At 70.3% G+C, this 22138-nt stretch carries 22 protein-coding genes and 1 pseudogene; 13 read left to right on the forward strand and 10 right to left on the reverse strand.

What is annotated here, in order from left to right; translation table 11 throughout:
• The first annotated feature begins 38 nt into the window (after window positions 1–38).
• Window positions 39–1118, forward strand: coding sequence for a M20/M25/M40 family metallo-hydrolase (locus IPJ17_11605; GenBank protein QQR72173.1), 1080 nt, complete (start codon window positions 39–41; stop codon window positions 1116–1118).
• Window positions 1119–1151: 33 nt separating this feature from the next.
• On the opposite strand, the gene IPJ17_11610 is transcribed toward IPJ17_11605, so the two are convergent.
• The 3 genes from IPJ17_11610 to IPJ17_11620 form a co-directional block, all read right to left on the reverse strand.
• Entirely contained in the window at window positions 1152–1547 is a 396-nt protein-coding gene (locus tag IPJ17_11610; protein ID QQR72174.1) for a type II toxin-antitoxin system VapC family toxin, read from the reverse strand.
• Window positions 1544–1789: a type II toxin-antitoxin system PrlF family antitoxin gene (locus IPJ17_11615; protein QQR72175.1), complete on the reverse strand. Its 246-nt coding sequence runs from the start codon at window positions 1787–1789 to the stop codon at window positions 1544–1546. Before IPJ17_11615 ends, IPJ17_11610 begins: the two co-directional genes overlap by 4 nt.
• A gap of 111 nt (window positions 1790–1900) precedes the next feature.
• Window positions 1901–2521 carry a PepSY domain-containing protein gene (locus IPJ17_11620; GenBank protein QQR72176.1) on the reverse strand — a complete coding sequence of 207 codons (621 nt, stop codon included), beginning with the start codon at window positions 2519–2521 and terminating at the stop codon, window positions 1901–1903.
• A gap of 741 nt (window positions 2522–3262) precedes the next feature.
• Here IPJ17_11620 and IPJ17_11625 point away from each other — a divergent pair.
• The 8 genes from IPJ17_11625 (at window position 3263) to IPJ17_11660 (ending at window position 10249) form a co-directional block, all read left to right on the forward strand.
• The gene (locus IPJ17_11625; GenBank protein QQR72177.1) at window positions 3263–5152 is read left to right on the forward strand and encodes a hypothetical protein; all 1890 of its coding nucleotides are present in this window, start codon (window positions 3263–3265) and stop codon (window positions 5150–5152) included.
• A gap of 140 nt (window positions 5153–5292) precedes the next feature.
• Window positions 5293–6471 (forward strand): ADP-forming succinate--CoA ligase subunit beta, encoded by a 1179-nt coding sequence (gene sucC / locus IPJ17_11630; protein QQR72178.1) that lies wholly within the window; start codon window positions 5293–5295, stop codon window positions 6469–6471.
• Complete coding sequence (gene sucD, locus IPJ17_11635; protein QQR72179.1) at window positions 6471–7343, forward strand: succinate--CoA ligase subunit alpha; 873 nt, start codon at window positions 6471–6473, stop codon at window positions 7341–7343. The genes sucC and sucD overlap by 1 nt, the downstream gene beginning before the upstream one ends.
• A gap of 12 nt (window positions 7344–7355) precedes the next feature.
• Window positions 7356–8027 carry a Type 1 glutamine amidotransferase-like domain-containing protein gene (locus IPJ17_11640; GenBank protein QQR72180.1) on the forward strand — a complete coding sequence of 224 codons (672 nt, stop codon included), beginning with the start codon at window positions 7356–7358 and terminating at the stop codon, window positions 8025–8027.
• 54 nt (window positions 8028–8081) lie between these two features.
• The gene (locus tag IPJ17_11645; GenBank protein QQR72181.1) at window positions 8082–8606 is read left to right on the forward strand and encodes a peroxiredoxin; all 525 of its coding nucleotides are present in this window, start codon (window positions 8082–8084) and stop codon (window positions 8604–8606) included.
• Window positions 8607–8909: 303 nt separating this feature from the next.
• Window positions 8910–9332, forward strand: a complete 423-nt coding sequence (ndk, locus tag IPJ17_11650) for a nucleoside-diphosphate kinase (protein ID QQR72182.1) — start codon at window positions 8910–8912, stop codon at window positions 9330–9332.
• A 9-nt stretch (window positions 9333–9341) separates the two neighbouring features.
• Window positions 9342–9605, forward strand: a complete 264-nt coding sequence (locus IPJ17_11655; GenBank protein ID QQR72183.1) for a hypothetical protein — start codon at window positions 9342–9344, stop codon at window positions 9603–9605.
• The gene (locus IPJ17_11660) at window positions 9602–10249 is read left to right on the forward strand and encodes a uracil-DNA glycosylase (protein ID QQR72184.1); all 648 of its coding nucleotides are present in this window, start codon (window positions 9602–9604) and stop codon (window positions 10247–10249) included. Before IPJ17_11655 ends, IPJ17_11660 begins: the two co-directional genes overlap by 4 nt.
• A 162-nt stretch (window positions 10250–10411) precedes the next feature.
• On the opposite strand, the gene IPJ17_11665 is transcribed toward IPJ17_11660, so the two are convergent.
• Window positions 10412–11038: an ABATE domain-containing protein gene (locus tag IPJ17_11665; protein QQR76150.1), complete on the reverse strand. Its 627-nt coding sequence runs from the start codon at window positions 11036–11038 to the stop codon at window positions 10412–10414.
• Window positions 11039–11127: 89 nt separating this feature from the next.
• Between IPJ17_11665 and IPJ17_11670 the strand changes: the two genes are divergently transcribed.
• The 3 genes from IPJ17_11670 to IPJ17_11680 all read left to right on the forward strand — a co-directional run bounded on the left by IPJ17_11670 (window position 11128) and on the right by IPJ17_11680 (window position 13834).
• On the forward strand, window positions 11128–11622 hold the full coding sequence (locus IPJ17_11670; protein QQR72185.1) for a DinB family protein: 495 nt from the start codon (window positions 11128–11130) through the stop codon (window positions 11620–11622).
• A complete protein-coding gene (locus tag IPJ17_11675) occupies window positions 11619–12596 on the forward strand; it encodes a SpoIIE family protein phosphatase (protein ID QQR72186.1) in 978 nt (325 codons plus the stop codon). The genes IPJ17_11670 and IPJ17_11675 overlap by 4 nt, the downstream gene beginning before the upstream one ends.
• An 80-nt stretch (window positions 12597–12676) precedes the next feature.
• Window positions 12677–13834 (forward strand): hypothetical protein, encoded by a 1158-nt coding sequence (locus IPJ17_11680; GenBank protein ID QQR72187.1) that lies wholly within the window; start codon window positions 12677–12679, stop codon window positions 13832–13834.
• 10 nt (window positions 13835–13844) lie between these two features.
• On the opposite strand, the gene IPJ17_11685 is transcribed toward IPJ17_11680, so the two are convergent.
• Window positions 13845–15449 (reverse strand): glucose-6-phosphate isomerase, encoded by a 1605-nt coding sequence (locus IPJ17_11685; GenBank protein ID QQR72188.1) that lies wholly within the window; start codon window positions 15447–15449, stop codon window positions 13845–13847.
• A gap of 59 nt (window positions 15450–15508) precedes the next feature.
• Between IPJ17_11685 and IPJ17_11690 the strand changes: the two genes are divergently transcribed.
• Window positions 15509–16675 carry a SpoIIE family protein phosphatase gene (locus IPJ17_11690; protein ID QQR72189.1) on the forward strand — a complete coding sequence of 389 codons (1167 nt, stop codon included), beginning with the start codon at window positions 15509–15511 and terminating at the stop codon, window positions 16673–16675.
• A 78-nt stretch (window positions 16676–16753) separates the two neighbouring features.
• Here IPJ17_11690 and IPJ17_11695 read toward each other — a convergent pair whose 3' ends face one another.
• The 5 genes and pseudogenes from IPJ17_11695 to IPJ17_11715 form a co-directional block, all read right to left on the reverse strand.
• Window positions 16754–17122, reverse strand: a complete 369-nt coding sequence (locus IPJ17_11695) for a hypothetical protein (GenBank protein ID QQR72190.1) — start codon at window positions 17120–17122, stop codon at window positions 16754–16756.
• A complete protein-coding gene (locus tag IPJ17_11700; protein QQR72191.1) occupies window positions 17119–17652 on the reverse strand; it encodes a hypothetical protein in 534 nt (177 codons plus the stop codon). Before IPJ17_11700 ends, IPJ17_11695 begins: the two co-directional genes overlap by 4 nt.
• A gap of 3 nt (window positions 17653–17655) precedes the next feature.
• Window positions 17656–18609 (reverse strand): magnesium/cobalt transporter CorA, encoded by a 954-nt coding sequence (gene corA / locus IPJ17_11705; protein ID QQR72192.1) that lies wholly within the window; start codon window positions 18607–18609, stop codon window positions 17656–17658.
• 45 nt (window positions 18610–18654) lie between these two features.
• Window positions 18655–21171: pseudogene (locus IPJ17_11710) on the reverse strand (heavy metal translocating P-type ATPase).
• A 73-nt stretch (window positions 21172–21244) separates the two neighbouring features.
• On the reverse strand, window positions 21245–22117 hold the full coding sequence (locus tag IPJ17_11715; GenBank protein QQR72193.1) for a hypothetical protein: 873 nt from the start codon (window positions 22115–22117) through the stop codon (window positions 21245–21247).
• Between the last annotated feature and the right edge of the window lie 21 nt (window positions 22118–22138).

A 22138-nucleotide genomic window follows, 5' to 3' on the forward strand; every position in this document is an offset into this window, starting at 1 on the left:
ACGCTGGTCCGGCCCAACGTCGGGCAGGGAGGTGACCGGTGTCGCAGCGGATGATCGAGCAGTTCATGCAGATGGTGCGGATCGACTCGGAGTCGGGCAACGAGGCCCGCTTCCTCGAGTGGTTGATGGGTGAGCTGCGCTCGATGGGTGCGACGGCCGATCTCGACAGCTACGGCAACCTGATCGCCTCGTTCCCGCCGCTTGGGTCAGCCGCGACCGAGCCGATCCTGCTCTCCTGTCACGCCGACACGGTGCGACCCGGGGTCGGGATCGAGCCGCGGCTCGGCGAGGACGGGATCATCCGCTCCGGGGGCGACACCATCCTCGGTGCCGACGACAAGGCCGGCATCGCCGAGGTCCTCGAAGCGCTGCGCACCGCGACGGTGCGGCCGCCGATCGAGTTCGCGGTGAGTCGCCAGGAGGAGGTCGGCCTGCTCGGCGTCAAGCAGCTCGACTTTGCGCGCCTCCGGGCGAAGCGCGGCTTCCTCATGGATAACGACACGCTCGACACGATCATCATCGGCGGGCCGACCTACATCACGCTCGATGTCGCGGTTACTGGCCGTTCGGCGCACGCCGGGATGGAGCCGGAGAAGGGGATCAACGCGATCCGCGCGGCGGCCAAGGCGATCGCGGCGCTCCGTCTCGGACGGCTCGACCACCAGACCACCGCCAACGTCGGCGTCATCCAGGGCGGCATGATCCGCAACGGCGTACCTGCCTCGTGCAGCTTCCTCGCCGAGTGCCGCTCGGCCGACCATCCGACGGCCGCCGCGCTCGCCGAGGAGATGGTCGGCGTCATCCGTCGCGAGGTCGAAGCGGCCGGCGCGACGGTCGAGATCGTCGTCGACGAGAAGTGCCGCGCCTGCGTCATCCCCGAGGAGGCCTGGACGGTGCAGATCTCCAAGCAGGCCCTCGCCAAGGTCGGCATCGAAGCCAAGGCCGTGTTCATGACCGGATTCACCGACGCCTCGATCTACAACAACCACGGCATCGAAATGGCCGTCGTCGGCATCGGCGCCCAGGACGAGCACTCGACCACCGAGCACATCGCCGTCGCCGACATGGAGAAAGCCGTCCGCATGCTGCACGAGATCTTCCGGCTCACGGCGGGGTAGGGCGTCCGGAGGGCCCGGCTGCGGGTGCGCGGCTCAGAGAGTCGTGAAGCCGTCCTCCGGCCGCAGCTTGCGGTCGAAGGTCACGGTGTCCCGGCAGCCGGCGCGCTGGTTGCGCAGGGCGATCAGGTAGTCGGCGAAGTCGCCACGGCCGGCGCGGTAGCGGTCGATTGCTGTGCGCACCGCTTCGCGGTCGTCGACGGTGAACGGCGCCGCTCCGAGCAGCGCGTCGAGCGCGTCGGCGATCTCTCGCCGCTCGCGACCGTAACCTGTCCGCAGCACCCAGGCGAGCTCGCAGAGCACGATGACGTCGAGGTGGATCGCCTCGCCGTCGGTGGCGAGTGCGGCGACCAGCCGCTCGGCGCGCCGGAACTGCGCCGCGTCGTCGCGCAACAGGAAGCGGGCGAGGACGTTGGTGTCGAGTCCCCTCATCGTCCGCCGGCCGCCGCTCGTGCGATCGCCACGTCCATCTCGGCGAGCGAGAGGCGCCGTCCGCCCTTGCGGTGGAGCAGCCCGGCGAGCTCGCGGGCGTCGCGCCGCCGGACTTCGAGGTGGACGCCACCGCCAGGGGAGAGCGCGAACTCGAGCTGGTCGCCGGTCGCCAACTGCAGTGCGTCGCGTACCGCCTTCGGGATGGTGACCTGACCTTTCGAGGTGAGGGTGGCGACCGGCATGGTGATCTCCTTACTTTCGTCCTTACTCTAGCCGGGACCCATCGCGCGGGCAATCCGGGAGGAGCAGGCCGACGGTTCGTCGGCCCGATCGGCCCGGGCCGCGGCGCACGGTCAGCGGCCGGCTGGCGCGCGCCTCCGGCTAAGTGCCCGCCACCCCCACAGCGCCACGCCGGAGAGCGAAGTGAGGACCGCCAGCGCCGCGGCGATCGACAGAAGCGGGTGGTGGATCCGCTCGCGCTCGGTGTAGTCCATCAAGTGGAGCATGTAGAAGAAGTCGTAGACCCGCCACCAGGAGTTGCGGCGGGCGACGACCTCGCCGGTGATGGCGTCGAGATAGAGGCGCGGATGCCGCGGGTGATCGAGCTCGACGCGCCAGAGGGGGAGGCGGCGGCCGCGAACCTCGATCGGCGGGTTCTCGGAGATCAGCACGGCCGCGGCCACCTTCACCGGCTGCGCGAAGTCGGCGAGGGCAAGCTCCTCGGCGAGCTTGCGGTCCACCCTCGGGCGCACGGTGCCGTCCCGGGCGTCGACGACCGCGATCGGGTCGCCCTCGCGGCGCAGCTCGTAGAGCGGCTCCCCGTCGCGCCCGGCGCGCAGCGTCACCGCACCAACGCCGTCGACCGATCCCCCGGCCTGGCGCAGGCGGTCGATCGCTTCGGCGGGAGTGATCGTCACGCCCGAGGCGTCGAGTGGCGACGGCTTGCGCTCGCGCGCGTCGATTTTCCCGTGCACCGTATCGGGATGACGAGGCTGAAATAGAGCCCGCCGGCGCTCCATGCGAGGAGCTGCAGCGAGACCGCCAAGCCGATCCAGCGGTGGAGAACGTAGGTGCGACGGCGCCAGCTCATCGGAAGACCTCCCGGGAAAGGGGGGATGGTACCCGAGTCGCTGCCGAGAGGGGCTTGCGTGACCGGCCGGGTCGCCGCAGGATTCCGAGAACGTGGAAGTTGGCCGTCCTCATCCCGGCTCATGCCGCGGGGGAGCGTGATGCGAAGAGCTTCGATGGCGCTGATCGTTGGAGTCGCGATCCTCGGCTCCTTGCCGAGGTCGCTGGAGGCGGTCGAGGGAGCGCTCTCGCCTGCGACCCCGGCAGCTGCGGAGCGGGCGTCGAGAGGCACCGGAGGACCCGCTTCGCGCGCGACGGCCGGGAGCGGGGCTCTCGTGTCGCCGACCGGGACTGCGAGCACCTTGTCGGTTCCCGGGGCTGAGGCTGCCGGCGGCGGTCTGGGGCCGGAGGATCTGGGGCCGTTCCCGCGCCGCTGGACCTGGAGAGGCATGGGGTCCGCGATCGGCGCCCGGCGTCTCGAGGTGGCCGATCTCGACCTCGACGGTCGCGACGAGATCGTGGTGACTGGTGCCGGCACTCCGAGCTACGGTCTGTCGAGCCACTGGCAGGTCCTACGGTGGACGGCCTTCGGTTACAACCAGGTCTGGGCCTCCGAGCTCTACCCCACCGGTCTTGGCGGAATCGACGTGGCTCAGGCCGACGAGGACAGCGCGCTCGAGATCGTCGTGGCCGCGGCTGGCCTGCTGGAGATCCACGACGGGCTCACGCGGCAGATCCAGGCGAGCTTCCCGATCACGACGGTCTGGCCGATGGCCGTTGCGGTGGGCGACGTGGACGCCGACGGGGCGTTGGAAGCGGTGGTGGTCGACCGCGACGACCTCTACGTCTACGGCCTGGAAAGTCAAGAGCTCGAAGCGGTCAAGCACGGATTCGGCGGGTTCACCCTGAGCCTAGGCCAGGCGGATGACGATCCTCCCCTCGAGATCGCGGTGATCAACGGATGGCTTCCCGGCTGGGTTCTCGACGGGGGCTCACTGCTCGTTCAGTGGGAAAGGACAGAGGGTCTCGGAGACTCGGTGGCATTCGGGAACCTCGACGCGGACCCGCACGCCGAGCTGGTGACGGGATGGTCCGGAGGGGAGGGACTCCGGGCCTTCGACGTCGAGTCCGGGAGCCAGCTCTGGAAGGTCCCCGGCGTGGATGTCACCGCGCTGCAGGTCGCCGATGTCGATGGCGATGGCGAGGCGGAGGTCATCTACGGCGGTGTCGGTTGGGGGGCACTGCATGTGCTCTCGGGATCGACGGGCGTGGAGGAGTCGTTCGTGGCCAATCCCGACTGGGGAATCCAGAGCGTCGCGGCCGGGGACACGGATGGTGACGGACATGTCGAGCTTGTCTGGGGTTCCGGCGGAGCGGGGGTCGGCTTTGGCAAGCTGATCGTCGCCGACTCCTCGTCCCGCGCGGTGGAGTGGCGAAGCCGCGAAACCACAGGCGAGTTCCGTGCCCTTGCGGCCTCGGATCTCGAGGGCGACGGCGAGAAGACGCTCCTCGCCTCCGCCTGGTCGTCGCCCGATGGCGACCCCCGAGGCGGTCTGATGGCTTTCGACCTCCACCGGGAGCGAGCGGTGCCGATCAGTTCGCCAGCTTACCCGGACGCCTGGATACTCCTCTCGAGAATCGCCTCAGGCAATCTGGACGGAGATGGCCAGGACGAGCTCTGCCTGGCCAACACGTTGGGCCGCCGCGGCCTGATCACCTGCTACGACGGACTCTCCTGGGCGAAACAATGGCAGGCCACGCTGCCCGACTGGCTGACAGGTGCCTCGATGCTGATCGGCGATATCGACGGCGATCTCCGTCCCGAGGTCGTCGTCGGGGCGAGGAGCTGGAACTCCTCAGCCAAGGAGCTCTCCGTCTTCTGCTTTGATGGCGAGACCGGCAAGCTCGAGTGGCAGTCTCCCGCGCTAGGAGGTGCATGGGAAGAACTCCCACTCCTCCGGGCGTGGCATCGTGCGATGGCGGACCGCTCGGAGTTGGTCGTCGCCAAGTCCGGGGAGGGCCTTTTCTTCCTCGATGGCCGAAGCGGCGAACTTGCGCGTGTCCCGCTCGATCTTTCGATCACCGCCTTGGACGTCGCGGCCCGCAGCCCGGGTTTCGCGGAGGAGATCTTCGTCGGTCTCGAGGACGGCACGATCAGAGTCGTCGACCCGGTGGCGGGAGGCGCCACGACGATCCTTCTGAGCCTCGGAGCGAGAGTGGACGCGCTTGCCGTCGGCGATGTCAGCGGGAGCCCTGCGAGCGATTTCGTCGTATCTCTTCGGAGCCAGCTGCGCGTCCTCGACGGAGCCTCCGGGAATGAGATTTGGAGGAGTGGCCTACTGGCACCTGCGAGTGGCCAACGTGACTCTCTCCTGTTCGCGGATCTCGACGGCGATCGGCGGCGGGACGTGGTGACAGCGACCGCTTTCGGAGTCGTGGGCTATTTGAGCAACCCGAAGCCGAGTATGCCGTTCCGGGACGGGTCCGAATGGGGCGACCTGCGCCGCTGGTCGCGGAGCTCGCTCGCGGTTCCCTGAAGACGAGTGCAGCTCGGCGATTTCAGACTCCCGTCGATCCCGCGCATCGCGGCCGAGCCGCCGCTCCGCTAGACTTGGCCCTCGGGGCCCCGGTCGCGAGCCCCAGCGCTCCCACCCACGTTCCACTCGAGGAGGGAATCTTGAAGATCCACGAATACCAGGCGAAGGAGATCCTGCGCCGCTACGGCGTCGTGACGCCGCGCGGGCGGGTCGCCGAGACCGCCGGCGAGGCGCGGGCGATCGCCGAGGAGCTCGGCGGGCGCTGCGTCGTCAAGGCGCAGATCCACGCGGGCGGACGCGGCAAGGGCGGCGGCGTGAAGCTCGCCAAGGACCCGGCCGAGGCCGAGGCGCTGGCGGGCAAGATCCTCGGCATGCAGCTGATCACTCATCAGACCGGCCCGGAGGGGCAGAAGGTCCGCAAGGTCCTGATCGAAGAGGCGCTCGACATCGCCAAGGAGCTCTACGTGGCGATCACGCTCGACCGCGCCGCGGTCAAGCCGGTGCTCATCGCCTCGGCCGCCGGCGGCATGGAGATCGAGGAAGTCGCCGCCAAGGACCCGGATGCCATCGCCCGCATCCACATCGACCCGGCTCTCGGCCTGCTGCCCTTCCAGGCGCGCACGGTCGCGCGCCGCCTCGGTCTCAAGGGCGACACGGCGGCCAAGGCGGGCAAGCTGATCGGCGGCCTGGTCAAGGCGTTCCTCGAGATGGACTGCTCGCTCGCCGAGATCAATCCGCTGATGATCACCGGCGGCGGCGACGTGCTGGCCCTCGACGCCAAGATGAACTTCGACGACAACGCCCTCTTCCGCCACCGCGACGTGGTGGAGATGCGCGACCTCGCCGAGGAGAACCCGCTCGAGGTCGAGGCCTCGAAGTTCAACCTCAACTACATCAAGCTCGACGGCGAGATCGGCTGCATGGTCAACGGCGCGGGGCTGGCGATGGCCACGATGGACATCATCAAGCTCTACGGCTCCGAGCCGGCGAACTTCCTCGACGTCGGCGGCTCCGCCTCGCAGGAAGCGGTCGAGAACGCCTTCCGCATCCTGATCTCCGACGAGAGCGTCAAGGCCGTGCTGATCAACATCTTCGGCGGCATCGCCCGCACCGACCGGATCGCCGCCGGAGTCGTCGCTGCGCTGCGCTCGCTCGGCGGGGTGAAGATCCCGGTGGTCGTGCGCCTCGAAGGGACGAACGTCGAGCAGGGCCGCGCGATCCTGCGCGAGAGCGAGTTCCATTTCCTCGTCGCCGAGACGATGGCCGACGCGGCACAGAAGGTCGTCGCGGCGGTGCAGGCTGCCAAGGGAGGTGCGTGATGGCGATCTGGCTGAACGAAAAGACCCGCCTCCTGGTCCAGGGCATCACCGGCAAGGAGGGCAAGTTCCACGCCCTCGGCTGCCGCGACTACGGCACCCAGGTCGTCGCCGGCGTGACGCCCGGCAAGGGCGGCGAGGTGGTCGAGGGGATCCCGGTGTTCGACTCCGTCGAGGAGGCCCGCCAGCAGACCGGGGCCAACGCGGCGATGATCTTCGTGCCGCCGCCGTTCGCCGCCGACGCGATCATGGAGGCCGCGGGCGCGGGCATCGAGCTCGTCGTCGCGATCACCGAGGGCGTGCCGGTCGACGACATGCTCAAGGTCAAGGCCTTCCTGCGCGACCATCCGACGCGGCTGATCGGCCCGAACTGTCCGGGCATCATCTCGCCGGGCAAGGGCAAGATCGGCATCATGCCGGGCCACATCCACCGCCCGGGCCGTGTCGGCGTCGTCTCCCGCTCCGGAACGCTCACCTACGAGGCGGTCTGGCAGCTCACCAACCTCGGTCTCGGCCAGTCGACCTGCGTCGGCATCGGCGGCGACCCGGTCAACGGGACCAACTTCCTCGACGTCCTCGCGGCGTACAAGGACGACGCGGAGACCGAGGCGGTGGTGATGATCGGCGAGATCGGCGGCAGCGCCGAGGAAGAGGCCGCGGCGTGGATCAAGGCCGAGTTCGACCGCCCGGTGGTCGGCTTCATCGCCGGTCGCACGGCGCCTCCGGGACGTCGCATGGGGCATGCCGGCGCCATCATCGCCGGCGGCAAGGGGACGGCGAAGGAGAAGATGGAAGCGATGAAGGCCGCCGGCATTCACGTCTGCGAGTCGCCGGGCGACCTCGGCTCCACGGTCGCCCGCGCCCTCGGGCGGTAGGCGGGAGTCGCGATGCGACGATTCCCCGGCGGTGGCTGGCTGGCCCTGCTCGGCGGCGGCGAGTTCTCCTTCGGCGAGACCGAGGAGGCCGACGCAGCCTGGCTGGAGAAGACGCCGCCGGGGGTCGTCGGATTCGTTCCGGCGGCCAGCGGCTCGGAAGAGTACCCGCAGCATTTCGCCGAGTACCTCCAGGAGGCCTTCGAGCGCGAGGTCGAGACGCTCCCGCTCTACCGGCCGCGCGACGCGCGTCGTGGGCGCAACGCCGAGCGGGTCGCCGCCTGTGCGGCGGTCTACCTCGGCGGCGGGGTCTCCGATCACCTGATCGACACGCTCGCGGGCAGTCCGGCGCTCGCCGCTCTCGAGGCCAGCCTGAGCGGCGGCGGCGTCGTGGTGGCGATCGCTGCGGCGGCCCAGGCGCTCGGCGCGGCGACCCGGGGGATCGCGGGAGGGCGGACCATTCCCGGTCTCGGCTGGTTGCCGGGGGGGGCGGTCGAGGCGAACTTCGATCCCGACCATGACCGGCGGCTTCGCAGCCTCCTGCAGTCCGGCGGGGTAGAGTGGGCCGTGGGGATTCCGGCCGAGGGGGCCCTGCTGCTCGGTCCGGACGGGGTCTTCGAGACCGTCGGCTCCGTTTTCCTGCTTTCGTCGCCTGACGGTGAGCTCGAGGAGCTCGAGTCGGAGTGACCCTCATCCGGCCTCGCCCGGCGAAGCGTAGAGAGACTGGAGGATCTCGTGAAAATGATCGGAAAACTGTTCAGTCTCGCTACGGTCGGTCTGGCTTTCGCCGGCTCTCTCGCCTTCTCGGCCATTTCCGGAGCCGCCGAGCTCGACCTGGGAGCGTCGCTCCCCGACGTGACCGCCCCGGACCAGGACGGCAAGGCGATCCAGCTCGCCGAAGCGGCCGGAAAAGGGTTCACCCTCGTCTACTTCTACCCGAAGGCGGACACTCCGGGTTGCACCAAGCAGGCGTGCAGCCTGCGTGACGCTTACGCGCAGCTCGGCGAGAAGGGGGTCCGCGTCTTCGGCGTATCGACCGACGACGTCGCCGCGCAGAAGGCGTTCCAACTGAAGTACAAGCTGCCGTTCGAGCTCCTCGCCGATTCCGACAAGAAGGTCACGGCGGCCTTCGGCGTGCCGACCACCGCAGGTTACGCCAAGCGCCAGGCCTTCCTGTTCAAGGACGGCAAGCTCGTCTGGCGCGATCTCGCCGCATCGACCGAGAAGCAGGCCGCCGACGTGCTCGAGGCGATCAAGACCCTGTGACCCTCGCGCAGGATCGGCAGGACCCCGCGGCCGCCGGTGGTTTCGGCGGCCGTTCGCTTTTTCCGGGCTCGCGCCGGAGGTCCCTGTCGCGCACGGATGAAGCCGCCGGCTCTCTGCGCTAGGATTCGCCTGCGCCGGCGACCTCCTGCCCGCGATCCCAGTCCAGGCCTTCGCGCCTCCGCCGTACGGCGCCGCCCGTCTGCGGGTGCGGTGGATCGGATCGCGAGGCCGGGGCGAGGTCGGCCCCGAATCGACATCGTTCCACCTCAACGAGCTCGCTCGAACCGAAAAGGACCTCACGCCATGGAAATGACCCTCACCATCATCAAGCCGGATGCCGTCGCGGCGGGCCACACCGGCGCCATCCTGGCTCACCTCGAGAAGGCCGGTTTCACGATCCGCGGCCTGCGGATGATCCACCTCACCGCCGAGCAGGCGGGCGGTTTCTACGCGGTTCACAAGGAGCGCCCGTTCTACGGCAGCCTCGTCGAGTTCATGACCAGTGGGCCGTGTGTCCCGGTGGCGCTCGAGCGCGACAACGCCGTGCTCGGCCTGCGCGAGGTGATGGGCGCGACCGACGTCGCCAAGGCCGCGGCGGGAACGATCCGCAATCTCTACGGCACGTCGATCGAGCGCAATGCGATTCACGGCAGCGACTCGCTCGAGAACGCGCAGAAGGAGCTCGCCTTCTTCTTCGCGCAGACCGAGCTGATCGCCGCGCGCTGAGGAGCGGCAATGACCTTCCGAGTGCCCTCCGCCGCGCCGCAGAGTCGCGTCCCCGCTGATCGGCGTGGGGCGGTCCTCGGGCGGTTCTGCCACACCTGCGACAGCGTCTACTCGCGGCACGCCTCGCGTCACGCCGGCAAGCCGATGCTCGGCAAGGACCACATCTCGGCCACCTGCTCGCACGAAGGGGAGCCGTTCGAAGTGGGGGCTGCCTGGTGGGAAGACGCCGTCGAGGTCCTCCCGCCGCCTCCGCCGGCGCCTGCGGCAAGTTGAGGCCCGCGGAGCTCCTCGCCGAGCTCGAGACCCACGCCGAGACGCTGCGAGCGTGTCGGCTCTGCCCGGAGGTGGCCGGTCGACCGGTCGTCGCCGTGCCGCCTCGACCGGCGCCGCTCCTCCTTCTCGGTCAGGCTCCGGGCCCCCGGGAGGAGGGGCGCGGGCGCCTCTTCGCGCACACGGCCGGGCAGCGGCTCTTCACCTGGTTCGGGCGCATCGGCTTGAGCGAGGAGCGCTTCCGGGAACGAGCCTGGATGGCGGCGACCTTGCGCTGTTTCCCCGGGCGCGTTCCGGGCGGTGACCGCGTACCCGGCGAGCACGAGATCGCCCGCTGCCGACCCCACCTCGATCGCGAGCTCGCCCTGATCAGGCCTCGCACCGTCCTGGCGGTCGGCAAGCTCGCCATCGAGCAGTTCGTCCCTGCCGCACCGCTCGCCGACCTCGTGGGCCAGCGCTTCTCCCTCTCCCGGTCCGGGATTCGCTTCGAGCTGATCCCCCTGCCACATCCGAGCGGTCGCAGCACCTGGCTGGCGCGACCGGCGCACGCCGAGCTGCTGGACCAGGCGCTCGCGCACCTGCGCGAAAGCCCGGGATTCCGTGCGGCGTTCCCGGACCTCGGCAGCTCACCCGCGCGTTCTTCCTGAAATGCCCTTCGCAAAGGCCGGACGCTCAGTGTTCCGTGGCCTCGGCGCGGCAGCCGCTTCGACGAGCCGCGGCTCGTGTGCCGCTCCGAGGTGAGGTTCGAAGCGTGGTGGGCGTCGAGCGGTCACGGTGCGGGTTGGCGCCGAACGGGGCGTTTCGAACGACTACCCGCCTGACCTGTTGCGCAGGTAGTGACGGCTCGCCTTGGCGCGGTTCCCACAGCTCTCCATCGAGCACCAGCGGCGGGACCGGCCGCGGCTCCGGTCGAGGAACAGCCACGTACACGAAGTGCCGGCGCACTCGCGGACGCGCGCGAGGTCCGTCGAGGTCATCAGCGCAGCGGCCGATCGGGAGATCGGCCAGAGCGGTGCCCGCAGGGACACCTCGCTGTCCTCCCAGCTCCAGACGAATGCAGGCGCTGCCTCGACGAGTCGCAGATGGAGATGGGCGTCCCGCAGGGCGCTGTCGAGCCTGGAGAGGTCGCTGGCCTCGATCGGCCGGCTGACCGCGCGTGCAGAGAGGATCCGGAAGAGGCTCTCGCGAATTCCCCTTGCCTCTTCCAGTGCTGCAACTGCCTCCTCGGATCGGGTTTCGGCGACCCGGGCGAGTCGTTCGAGCAGCGGTCGATCGAGAGCTCCCGCCTGCCTGGAGAAGGCCAGAAGGTCGCCATAGCTCCCCAGGTGGTCGGTCGTCGGATTCCCCCGGTTGCTCCAGGTGTTGGCGAAATCGAGACACAGGGCCCCTCCGGAGAGCTCGAAAGGACCAGGCGAATTCGTTGGGAAGCCGGGGATCACGACCTCATCTTAACCCGTTCGAAGGGCTTGACAGGTTAGTGAGGCGGGGCTAATCTAACCGTACAGATAATTCATGGAGGTTAGAAATGGAGGAAGCTCGGAACCCTGAATGCCGCTACCTGGCCGACCAGCTCGAGCGCTCCTTCCGGGGCGGCGCATGGCATGGGCCGGCGCTCGTCGAGGCCATCGACGCACTTGACGGGGCGAGCTCCGGCCAGCGTCCGCTCGGCTCGGCTCACACCATCGCCGAGGTGATCGGCCATGTTGGCTTCTGGATCGAAGGCGCCCGGCGACGCTTGGCTGGAGAGAAGGCCGCGGCCCTCGATCCGGCAGAGGACTGGCCGCATCCCGCGGGGAAGACCGACGAGGACTGGAACGGAGCGGTGGCTGCTCTCGAGGCGGCGCATCGGGGATTGGTGGCTGCCGTCTCGGCGCTCGACGACGAGCGGCTCGACGATGCCGTCGCCGGCAGCGATCCGACGGTCCGCGGGTTGCTCTTCGGGCTGTTGCAGCACAACGCCTATCACGCGGGGCAGATCGTCCTGCTGCGTAAGGCGCTCGAGGAAGGGAGACAACCGTGACCGCGGGTGCGATGCGTGCGCGGGACCGCTTGCTGGCCCGACGGACCGAGCTTGCCGAGTTGGCGGAACACCGCGAGGAGGAGCGCCTGGTGGAACTGATGCGCCGCGTCGATTCGGCGTTGGGCGCCATCGAGAGCGGAACCTGGGGGATCTGTGCGGTCTGCCGTGCGCCGATCGCGGCCGATCGACTGGCCGCCGATCCATTGGTGACCGTCTGCCTCGAGTGCCTGCCCGAAGCGGGCCGGCGGGAGCTCGAACGCGACCTCGAGAGCGCAGCGCGCGTCCAACGCGCCCTGTTGCCCGAAACCCAGGTGCGACACAGCGGCTGGGAGATCGCGTTCCTCTGGGAGCCGCTCGGAGCAGTTTCCGGGGACCATGTCGACATTCTCCTGCCGCGCCATGGAGAAGAGTCGCTGCATCTGCTGCTCGGTGACGTGGCCGGCAAGGGTGTGGCTGCCTCGCTGCTTCAATCGCACCTGCATGCGCTCTTCCGCGCTCTCGGTCCGAACGAGATGCCGCTCGTCGAGCTCGTCGGTCGCGCCAATCGGCTGTTCTCCGAGGCGACCGCGGCGGCCAGCTACGCGACGCTGGCGGCGCTTCGTCTGCATCCGGACGGGAGGGCCGAGCTCGCCAATGCGGGACATCCTCGGCCGCTCTTCGCCGATGCCCGGGGCGTGCGCCCGGTCGAAGGCGCAGGTCTCCCTCTCGGACTCTTCGGCGAGGCGACGTACTCGCGCCGCGAGCTCCGTCTTTCGCCCGGTGAGACGTTGCTCTTCTTCACCGACGGCTGGATCGAAGCGGAGCGCGCGGGAGAGGAGTACGGCATCGGCCGGGCAGCGGCGGCGCTTCGGCGTGCGGCGGATCGACCCCTGCCCGAGCTCCTTGCCGCTTGTCGGAGCGACGTCGAACAGTTCCTTGCCGGCTCGCGACGCGGCGACGATCTCACTCTGGTAGCGGTGCGACGGATCGGTTGAGTCGTACCGGTCGAGTCGTTCCGGCGCGCAGCGCTCGACAGATCCGTGCCACTCGGAAGACAATCTCGCCGGAGGTCGCCATGGGTGAGCGGATGAGCGGTGAGGAGTTGGTGGCTTTGGTGCGGCGAGTCTTCCGGCCGCGACCGGAGGAGACGGGGCTCGCCATCCTCGTCGATCTCCCCGACGCAACCGTGCCGGACCATCCGGCCTGGGCGGCGCGCCGGGCGATCGCCGCCGAGTGGGCGGCCGAGCTCGGTGCTCAACGCGAGGCGCTCGGCCTGCGGACCGATTTGATCGTGTACGGCAACGTCCACACGAACAACGGCGATCTTCCCGCAGGTGCCTGGATCGTCGACAGCGGTTCGCTCCCCGACGACGCCTCGGCTCTCGACCCCGCAGGCCGGCGATCGTTCCCCGAGATCTATGCCCAGTGCTCGATCCTGATCGCCGTCACCGAGTTCTCCGCGACCGCGCCGCTCAAGGTCGCGGCGCGCAGCTTCCCGATCCGCGCGGCGACGATGCCCGGCTTCTCGGCCGAGATGATCCCGGCCCTGCGTCTCGACTACGGCGAGGTCAATCGTCGCGTCGATCGGCTGAAGTCGCTGCTCGATCGTGCGCGCGGGGCCGACCTTCGCTTTCGCCATCCCGGTGGCGAGGCGGTGCTCCACCTCGACCTGCGTTTCCGTTCGGCGCACGCCTCCGGCGGAATGCTCCCCGAGCCGGGCGTGGCGGGGAATCTGCCGTCGGGAGAGGCTTACATCGTTCCCTACGAGGGAGAGCGGGAAGGCGAGCCGAGCCGGAGCCACGGGTGGCTGCCGGTGCAGTTCGGGGAAGAGGTCGTGCTCTACCGGATCGAGGCCAACCGCGCGGTTGCCGTCGCTCCCGGCGGCGCGGTGGCGGACGACGAGGCCCGACGGCTCGAGCGTGAGCCGGCCTACGGCAATCTCGCCGAGCTCGGCCTCGGGGTGCTCGCCGCCTTCGGCGTGCGACCGATCGGCGAGCTCCTGCTCGACGAGAAGCTCGGATTGCACATCGCTTTCGGTCGCAGCGATCACTTCGGGGGGCAGGTGGCGCCGCGCCATTTCAGTGGACCCGAGGCGGTCGTGCACATCGACCGGGTCTACGTGCGGGAGTGCCAGCCCCGGGTCGCGGTGGCGAGCGCCGACCTGCTCCTCGAGAGCGGGGAGCGCCTCGCGCTGATGCGCGAGGGCGAGTACGTGCCCGAGCTCTTCGCCTGAGCGGCGAGGATCAGTCGAGCGACTGGTGGATCGCCGCCAGCCGGTAGGCGACGTCGTCGCCGAGCTCGAGCCGCACGCAACGCCGGCCTTGCCCCTGGAGCGCCAGCAGGTCGCCGTCGGCCTGAGCGCGCGCCAGAGTGGCGAAGCCGAACGGCTCGCCGGGGATCTCGAGGTCGTCTCCCAGCCCGACGATCTGCACGAAGAGGCCTCCGTCCGGCCCGCCCTTGTGCATCTGTCCGGTCGAATGGAGGTAGCGCGGACCGAAGCCGAGAGTCGTCGGCACGCCGAGCTCGCGGCCGATCCGCCAGCGGATCTCCTGGAGGAGCGCGGTGTCGCTGTCGGTTTCGTCGGTGTAGACGAGCAGGGCAACGTAGGTCGGGGCCGGCGAGGCGAGCAGCATCGCCCGCAGGTCGTCGGGGGCGGTGACTCCCGGCAGTGCGCCGGCGGTGCGGAAGGTGTCGAGGAGCTTCCGCGTCTCGCGTTTGGTCTCCTCGACGTTCGGCTGATCGAACGGATGGACGCCGAGCAGGTGTCCGGCGACCGCCGTCGCGTACTCCCAACGGAAGAACTCGGCGCCGAGCGCTTCGGGCGCGGGCAGAGCGATCTCGATCACCGGCCGGCCGTCGTTGGCGAGCGCCGCGGCGAGGCGGTCGAGCTCGAGCTCGCGTTCCCCGGCGAGGCGGAGGCGCACGAAGACGCGGTCGTCGGGATAGCTGTCGGCATCGCGCAGCGGTTCGCCGCAGATCGGGACGACGCCCACCCCCTCCTTGCCCAGGCTCTCGGCGACCAGCTGCTCGGCCCAGAGGCCGAACGGCGCGAGCCGGGCGTCGGCGAGGAGCGTGAGGAACGGCCTGCCGGTCTGGGCTCCGGCGGCCATCGCGACTCCCAGCGCGGCTCCCGGGTTCTTCTCGGCGGCAAGCTCCGGACCGCAGGCGACGGCCATCGCTCCCGCCCGGGCGAGCAGCTGTCGCAGGTCGAGTCCGAGCAGTGCGGCGGGAACCAGACCGAACAGGGAGAGGACGCTGAACCGCCCGCCGACGTCGGGTGGGTTGAGAAAGAGGTGGCGGAAACCCCGTTCACCCGCCAGCGTGGCGAGCGACGAGCCGGGGTCGGTGATGGCGAGGAAGCGCTGGCCGGCCTCGCGCGGCCCTACCGCCGCGAACGTCTCGGCCCAGAAGTAGCGAAACAGCGACGAGACCTCCGCCGTGCCGCCGGACTTGCTGGAGATCAGGAAGAGCGATCGTGCCGGGTCGATCATGCTGCGGACGCGACGGACCCAGTCGGGCACCGTGCTGTCGACGACGAAGAGACGGGGGAATCCCGGGCCACGTCCGGCCACGGCGCGCAGGACCTCGGCGCCGAGGCTCGATCCGCCCATGCCGCAGAGCACGACGTCCTGGACGTTCTCGTCGCGTGTCTCCCGCGCCACCTCGTCGAGCTCGGGCAGGTGGTCGCGCATCGTCTGCGGCAGATCGAGCCAGCCGAGGCGGTTGGCGATCTCGGTCGGATCCTCTCTCCAGACGGTGTGGTCGCGGTCCCAGAGGCGCGAAAGGACGCGGTCGCGATCGAGTGCAGCGAGCGCGGCGGCAGAGGCGGCGGCAAACGGCTGGGACATGGATTCCTCCCGGGGGAACCTTCGACGACGACCAGCGTATTCTAAGCGGGAGAGACCCCTTGTCCGCCAACGTCCCGCCGCCCCCCCGCCCCTCGTCGTTCGATCGACTGGGGCACTTCGTCCGCGAGTTCACCGACGGTCTGCGGACCGAGGACGTCCAGCGCCTGTTCAAGCGGGATGCGGCCCAGGCCTATGCGGTGCTGGCTCGCGACCGCGCCGTCGGGGAAGAGCCCCGGAACGGTCTGAAGCGCTGGCTGCACCGCGCCTGGGTCCTCTTTCGCGGCATCGCCTTCAAGCTCTCGCCGCCGCGGCGGCTGCTCTTCGTTCTCGCCCTGCTCTTCGCGTTCTTCGCCCTGACCGCGCATCGCGTGCAGTTCGGTTCGCCGGAGGAGGGGATCCGGGTCGTTGCGGACGCGTCGCCATTCTGGATGCTCGCCAGCGTCAGCTTTCTCGTCTACCTGCTCGCAGTCGAGCTCGCCGACCGCGTGCTGGTGCGCGACGAGCTCGAAGTCGCGCGGTCGGTGCAGGCGGAGTTGCTGCCGCGTGGAACGGTCGAGATCCCCGGCTTTCGCGTGGCGCACGGCTATCGCACCGCCAACGAGGTGGGCGGCGACTACTACGACTTCCTGCCGGTCGAGGGCGGCCGCATCGCGGTGGTCGTCGGCGACGCCAGCGGTCACGGCATGGCCGCCGGGCTGGTGATGGCGCTGGCGAGCGCGGCGATCCGGACGGCGGTCGAGCTCGACCCGAGCCCGGTGGCGGTCGCCCGCACGGTCAATCACGTGCTGGCGCGGACCGGGGGGGCGCGTTCGTTCATGAGCCTCTTCGTCGGCCTGCTCGACCCGGCGAGCGGCGCGCTCGAGTACGTCGACGCCGGCCACCCGTTCCCGCTGTTGCGCCGCCGCACCGGAGAGCTCGTCGAGCTGGGCCGCGGCGGCCTGCCGCTCGGCCTGCGTTCGACCCTGCCGCTGGCCGCCGAGCAGGCCGTTCTCGAAGACGGCGACGTGCTGGTGTTCTACAGCGACGGTCTGCCGGAAGGGGTGGGACGGGACGGTCAGGCCTTCGGCTTCGAGCGGCTGCGCGAGCTCGTCGCGCTCGGCGGCACGGTCGAGGCGATCCACGCGCGGATTCTCGCCGCCTTCGACACGCGCCACGGCACGGAGGCTCCGGCCGACGACCTGACGCTGGTGGTCATGGCGCGCGAAGCGGAGAGCCCCTCGGCCTGAAAGGCCTCGCTCCACCAGAGAGGCACTTCCCGATCGGTTCCCGGCCGGCGCTGGCGGGGGGAACGAAGCCTCACCGGCCTAGTCGGCGTCGAGAGGATCGGCCAGCACGGCGTGCAGCTCGGCCGTGACGGCGCTGATCTCGGCGAAGCTGACGGGTTGCCAGGCGGCGCCGAAGCGGGCAGCGAGCAGTTCCGCCACCTCGGGAATCGGCAGGTGGCGGGCGATCGATTCGAGGAGCTCCCACTCGCGCGCCAACGCGGCGACCTCGTCGAGCTCGACGTCATGGCAGAAGGCCCAGGCCGCCTCGGCGGCCGACCCATAGTCGAGGGCGAGATCTTCGTGCAGGTAACCTCCGGCGAAGGCGGCGAGCGCCGGGCAGGCTTCGGCGTCGAGGCTGGCTGCGGCGTGGCGCGCCTCCGTTCGGCGGTCGCGGGACGAGTCGCTCATCGCTCCTCCGTGGGATAGGCCGTCAGCACGATGAACCCGTCGCCGCGGGCGCGGAGGACGACGCGCGCCGCGAAGGCCTCGCGCGGTGAGCGGTCGCCGCGGGAGAGAGAAAGGCCGAACGGCCGTCCGTCGGGCGATCGCACGGTCAAGGCCAGGTTCGGCCGCCGTGGGCCGCGGGCACACCAGCTGTCGATCCGCTCGCGAAAACGATCGAGGGCGAGGCCGACCGCGCGCTCGGCCGTCGCGCGATCCGAGAAAGTCGACGCGGTGCGGACGCCGCGCTCCTGCGCCAGGCGGTCGGCGAGATCGGCCGGCGAACGACCGACGTGGCGCGCCAGCGTGTGGCCGCCGTCGCGCTCGTCGGCCGCCAGGTCGTAGGCGAGACCGCCGCCCTCGCCCCGAGCCGACGTCGCCGACGAGCGCCGCTCGCCGCGGCTCGGCGGCGAAGCCAGGTCGCAGCCGGCCAGCGCCAGGCCGCACAGCAGCAGGAGCCCGAGCGCCCGGCGCGGCCCTCCCCTTCGCGGTGGCATCGCTCAGCGCTCGCGCAAGAAGAAGCGGTGCAGGCCGAAGGCGACGGCGCCCATCAACGCGAGGGTGAACCCCGTCCCCCAGGGGCTGTCGAGCCGCGGCCAGGTGTGGTTGAAGTTCATCCCGTAGAAACCGGTGATCACCGCGAAGGCGCCGATCACCACGGTGACCCGGGTGAGCCGGTTCACCACGACGTTCAGCCGGTTCGAGATCGCCGACATGTAGAGGTCCACCATGCTGGTCAGCAGATCGCGGAAGGTGTCGACCGTGTCGGTGATCCGCAGCAGGTGGTCGTAGACGTCGCGGAAGTGGAACCGCATCAACTCCGGGTCGATCAGCCCGAGGTCGCGGCGCGTCAAGACGTTGAACATGTCGCGCTGCGGGCCGACGACGCGTCGCACTTCGATGAGCGAGCGCTTGAGAGCGAGGAGACGTTCGAGGATCGCCTCGCGCGGAGACGCCAACAGCTCGTCTTCGAGCGCCGAGAGCTCCTCGTCGATCGTGTCGAGGACCGGAAAGTAGCCGTCGACGACCGTGTCGACCAGGGCGTAGAGCAGGAACCCCGGGGTGAGCGGTCGTCCGTTCGAGTGGCGCTGCAGCCGGAGCTCGACTTCGGCGACCACCGACTCCTGCTCCGGGTGGACGGTGACCACGTAGTTGGGGCCGATGAAGACGTCGAGCTCGCGGAAGGTCGTCTCCGCGCCATCGCGGACCACCGGGTTGAGGATGAGGAACAGATGCCCTTCGTACTCGTCGACCTTGGGGCGCTGGCGCTGGTTGCGGGTGTCCTCGATCGCCAGCGGATGGAAGCCGAAGACCTTCTCCATCAACTCGAGATGCTCGGTCTCGGGTCCGGTGAGATCGACCCAGAGGACGCGCTCGGGGTCGGCGAGCAGGGCGCGCAGCTCTTCGACGGAGACGCTCTCCGGAGCCGGGGGGTGCGAGAGGACGATGCGCATCGGAGTCTGGCGCAATATAGCCCAGGTGCGGCGTGGGCGCCGTCGTCAGTCGAGGCGGAGATGGCGCAGCCGCAGGCTGTTGCCCACCACGCTGACGCTGCTCGTCGCCATCGCCAGGGCGGCGAACGCCGGGTGGAGGTCGCGCAACACCGACGGGAGGCCCGTCATGCCATGCAGGGCCCCGGCGGCCACCGGAATCAGCAGGACGTTGTAGAAGAACGCCCAGAAGAGGTTCTGCCGGATCGTCCGCATCGTCGCGCGCGAGAGTGCCAGCGCCTTGCCGACACCCGCGAGGTCGGCGGCGAGGAGGGTCACGTCGGCCGCCTCCTTCGCCACGTCGGCGCCGCTGCCGATGGCGAAGCCGACCTCGGCGCTGGAGAGGGCCGGCGCGTCGTTGACGCCGTCGCCGACCATCGCCACTGGCCCGCGGCCGTCCCGTTGCAGCGAGCGGATCGCCTCGGCCTTCCCCTCGGGCCGCACCTCGGCGAGGACCTCGGTGATCCCGACCTCGGCGGCGACGGCACGGGCCACCGCCGTGCGGTCCCCGGAGAGCAGGACGAGCGCGAGGCCCCGTTCCACCAGTCGCGCGATGGCCTCCTTCGCCCCCGGCTTGACCGGATCGTGCATCGCGACGAGCCCGGCGAGCTCGCCGTCGACGGCAATCCAGAGCAACGTCCGCGCCGCGGCCTCGAAGGCGGCCGCCTCTGCCCGGAGCTCCTCCGTGGCCGTCCCTTGTTCGGCCAGGAAGCGCTCGCTGCCGATCGTGATCCGCCGCCCGTCGACCCGCGCGACCACGCCTGCGCCGGGCACGGCGCGCAGCTCCTGCGGCGCGGCGAGCGACAATCCGTGTGCTTCGGCAGCCCGGACCAGCGCGCGGGCCAGCGGATGCTCGCTCCCGGATTCGGCCGCCGCGGCGAGTGCGAGCAGACGGTCGAGATGCCAACCGCGGGCCGGAACGATCTGCTCGACCGCGGCCTGCCCCGTCGTGACGGTACCGGTCTTGTCGAGGACGACGGTCCGTACCCGTTCGGCGCGCTCGACCGCCTCGGCGTCGCGAAACAGCAGGCCCGCCTCGGCGCCGCGGCCGGTGCCGACCATGATCGCGGTCGGCGTCGCGAGCCCGAGGGCGCAAGGGCAGGCGATGACCAGAACCGCGACGAGACGCAGAAGCGCCGCGGTGAAGCCGGCTCCCGCGACAAGCCACCAGAAGAGGAACGACGCCAGGGCGATGGCGATCACTGTCGGGACGAAGATCCCGGCGACGCGATCGGCCAGTCGCTGGATCGGTGCCCGGCTTCCCTGTGCCTGCTCGACGAGTCGGACGATCCGCGCCAACACCGTGTCGGCGCCGACCTCGCGCGCCTCGATCACCAGCATCCCTTCGCGGTTGACCGTGCCGCCGACGACGCGGTCCCCCGGTCCGCGGTCGACCGGCAGACTCTCGCCCGAAAGCAGCGCCTCGTCGACCGCAGACTGGCCGGAGACGACGACGCCGTCGGTGGGAATCTGTTCGCCCGGTCTCACCCGCAGCCGGTCGCCGGGACGCACGGCGGCGAGAGGAACCTCGACGTCGCCCCCGTCGTCGATCCGCCGGGCGGTCTTCGGTCTCAGGTCGAGCAGCGCTCGCAGCGCCGAGCTGGTGCGCCCGCGCGCCTTCGCCTCGAGGAGCTTGCCGACCTTGATCAGGGTGAGGATCGCCGCCGCGGTCTCGAAGTAGACGTGATGCCCCAGACGGTGATCGCCCAGGGTCAGCGCGATCGCCACGGCCACCGAGAAGAGGAACGCCGTGAGCGAGCCGAGGGCCACCAGCACGTCCATGTTCGCCACGCCGTTGCGAAGCGCTCGCCAGGCCCCGACGACGAAATCGCGACCGACGATCGCCTGGACCGGCGTGGCGAGCGCGAAGAAGAGCCAGGAGACCCAGATCGCCTCGGCCCAGGCGCCGAGCCACCCCAGGTCGCGGGCCATGCTGAGGGCGAAGAGCGGCAGGGTGAAGGCGATGCCCACGGCGAGGAGCCGACGCTCTCGGCCCTCCTCGGCGAGGCGGGCGGCGCGCTCGGCGTCGACGAGCGGGGCGCCCGCGGCCTCCACGACGTCGTAGCCGGCACGACGGATCGCCGCGACGAGGTCGCCCCGCCGCGCGCGTTTCGCGTCGTGCTCGACCATGGCGCGCTCTGTGGCCAGATTCACCGTGGCCGAGAGGACCCCGGGGACCTTGCGCATCAGTGCCCGCTCGACTGCCAACGAGCAGTTGGCGCAGGTCATGCCGGAGATCGAAAGCTCGGTGCGGGTCACGTCGTCCGGAGCGGCCGAGGCCGCGGGCGACTCGCCGGAGGAGGCGGTCACCGCTCTTCAGCTCTCGGCGGGAGGAAAGCCGATCTCGGTCAACGCCCCGACGAGGCGAGGCCAGTCGGCCGGCGGCTCCCAGGCGACCACGACCTGCTTGGTCGCGGCGTCGGCTCGCACCGTCGTGACCCCTTCGACTTCGGCAAGCTCGCGCTCGATCGTGCGCACGCAATGGCCGCAGTTGATGGCAGGGACGATCACGGTCTTCTCGGGCATGGAACGCCTCCTCGCGCGCACTCTAGTTCAACGCCGCGCGGGGCGGCCGAATTCCGCCGGGTGGCCGGCGGACTCAGGGCCGCGCCAGGAGCTGGCGCGCCTGTTCGAGGATGCGCGAGTCTTCGGTCAGGGTCGCCGGGTGGGCGCTCCGCGCCAGGAGATCGCGCAGGATGGCGTCGATCTCGCCTCGCGTGACCTTGTCGCCGTGCTCGATCAGCGCCTCGATCAGGTAGATCCGGTTGTAGAGGTAGTCGGGGGCGAGCTCGACCGCGCGTCGCAGCTCGCGGACGCCGAGGTTGTGGTCGATCCAGCCGGTGAAGAACGGGATCGACGGCGCGCGGTCATGGAGCCGTCCGAGAATGCGATGGCCGCCGGCCTGCTCGAAGCGTTCGTCGAGAGCGATGACCGTCTCGGCGCCGTCACGGATCCGGCCCGCCACTCCCTGGCGTGCCGCGGCCATGGTGCCGAACTCCTCGCCCCAGAGACCCCAGTTGGCGGCGCCCCAGAAGTAGATCGGCAGGGCCTCGGGGACGCTGCCGAGCGCTCGCGCGCGCTCGGCCGGCTTCATCGCGTCGAGCTTCTTGCGTCCGCCGAAACGAGTCGAGAGTAGGTCGAGAGCCCGTTCGCCGACGTCCCGCCCGCGCGCGAAGACGGCCTGACGCGGCTCGTTGCCGGTCGTCGCGTAGTCGCCTTGGAACCAGAGCGCGCGCATCAGCTTCCAGTGCGCCTCGAGGCTCGTGGCGTCGAGTGCCAGAGCCGCCTCGTAGGCCGTCACCGCTTCGCCGATCGGCTGGGGAGCCGCCTTGCCGGCGACCTGTCCTTCGGCCCGTCGCGCCCATGCGGCATCGCCGCGGGCAATCGCTTCGGCGGGGGTCTCGGCGTGACCGGCGAGGGGCAGGCAGAAGGCGAGGGCAAGAGTCCAGGCGGCAAGCGGGCGCACGGTCATGGGGCGAGCGTAGCAGAGGGG

The organism is Holophagales bacterium (genome assembly GCA_016699405.1).
In the GTDB taxonomy this organism is placed as follows: domain Bacteria; phylum Acidobacteriota; class Thermoanaerobaculia; order Multivoradales; family JAGPDF01; genus JAAYLR01.

What these genes read in the sequence shown, in the direction of transcription:
- IPJ17_11610 (QQR72174.1), bottom strand. Translation starts at nt 1,547, where the DNA reads ATGAGGGGACTCGACACCAACGTCCTCGCCCGCTTCCTGTTGCGCGAC.
- IPJ17_11615 (QQR72175.1), bottom strand. Translation starts at nt 1,789, where the DNA reads ATGCCGGTCGCCACCCTCACCTCGAAAGGTCAGGTCACCATCCCGAAG.
- sucD (QQR72179.1), top strand. Translation starts at nt 6,471, where the DNA reads ATGGCGATCTGGCTGAACGAAAAGACCCGCCTCCTGGTCCAGGGCATC.
- IPJ17_11640 (QQR72180.1), top strand. Translation starts at nt 7,356, where the DNA reads ATGCGACGATTCCCCGGCGGTGGCTGGCTGGCCCTGCTCGGCGGCGGC.
- IPJ17_11645 (QQR72181.1), top strand. Translation starts at nt 8,082, where the DNA reads ATGATCGGAAAACTGTTCAGTCTCGCTACGGTCGGTCTGGCTTTCGCC.
- ndk (QQR72182.1), top strand. Translation starts at nt 8,910, where the DNA reads ATGGAAATGACCCTCACCATCATCAAGCCGGATGCCGTCGCGGCGGGC.
- IPJ17_11655 (QQR72183.1), top strand. Translation starts at nt 9,342, where the DNA reads ATGACCTTCCGAGTGCCCTCCGCCGCGCCGCAGAGTCGCGTCCCCGCT.
- IPJ17_11670 (QQR72185.1), top strand. Translation starts at nt 11,128, where the DNA reads ATGGAGGAAGCTCGGAACCCTGAATGCCGCTACCTGGCCGACCAGCTC.
- IPJ17_11680 (QQR72187.1), top strand. Translation starts at nt 12,677, where the DNA reads ATGGGTGAGCGGATGAGCGGTGAGGAGTTGGTGGCTTTGGTGCGGCGA.
- IPJ17_11685 (QQR72188.1), bottom strand. Translation starts at nt 15,449, where the DNA reads ATGTCCCAGCCGTTTGCCGCCGCCTCTGCCGCCGCGCTCGCTGCACTC.
- IPJ17_11695 (QQR72190.1), bottom strand. Translation starts at nt 17,122, where the DNA reads ATGAGCGACTCGTCCCGCGACCGCCGAACGGAGGCGCGCCACGCCGCA.
- IPJ17_11700 (QQR72191.1), bottom strand. Translation starts at nt 17,652, where the DNA reads ATGCCACCGCGAAGGGGAGGGCCGCGCCGGGCGCTCGGGCTCCTGCTG.
- corA (QQR72192.1), bottom strand. Translation starts at nt 18,609, where the DNA reads ATGCGCATCGTCCTCTCGCACCCCCCGGCTCCGGAGAGCGTCTCCGTC.
- IPJ17_11715 (QQR72193.1), bottom strand. Translation starts at nt 22,117, where the DNA reads ATGACCGTGCGCCCGCTTGCCGCCTGGACTCTTGCCCTCGCCTTCTGC.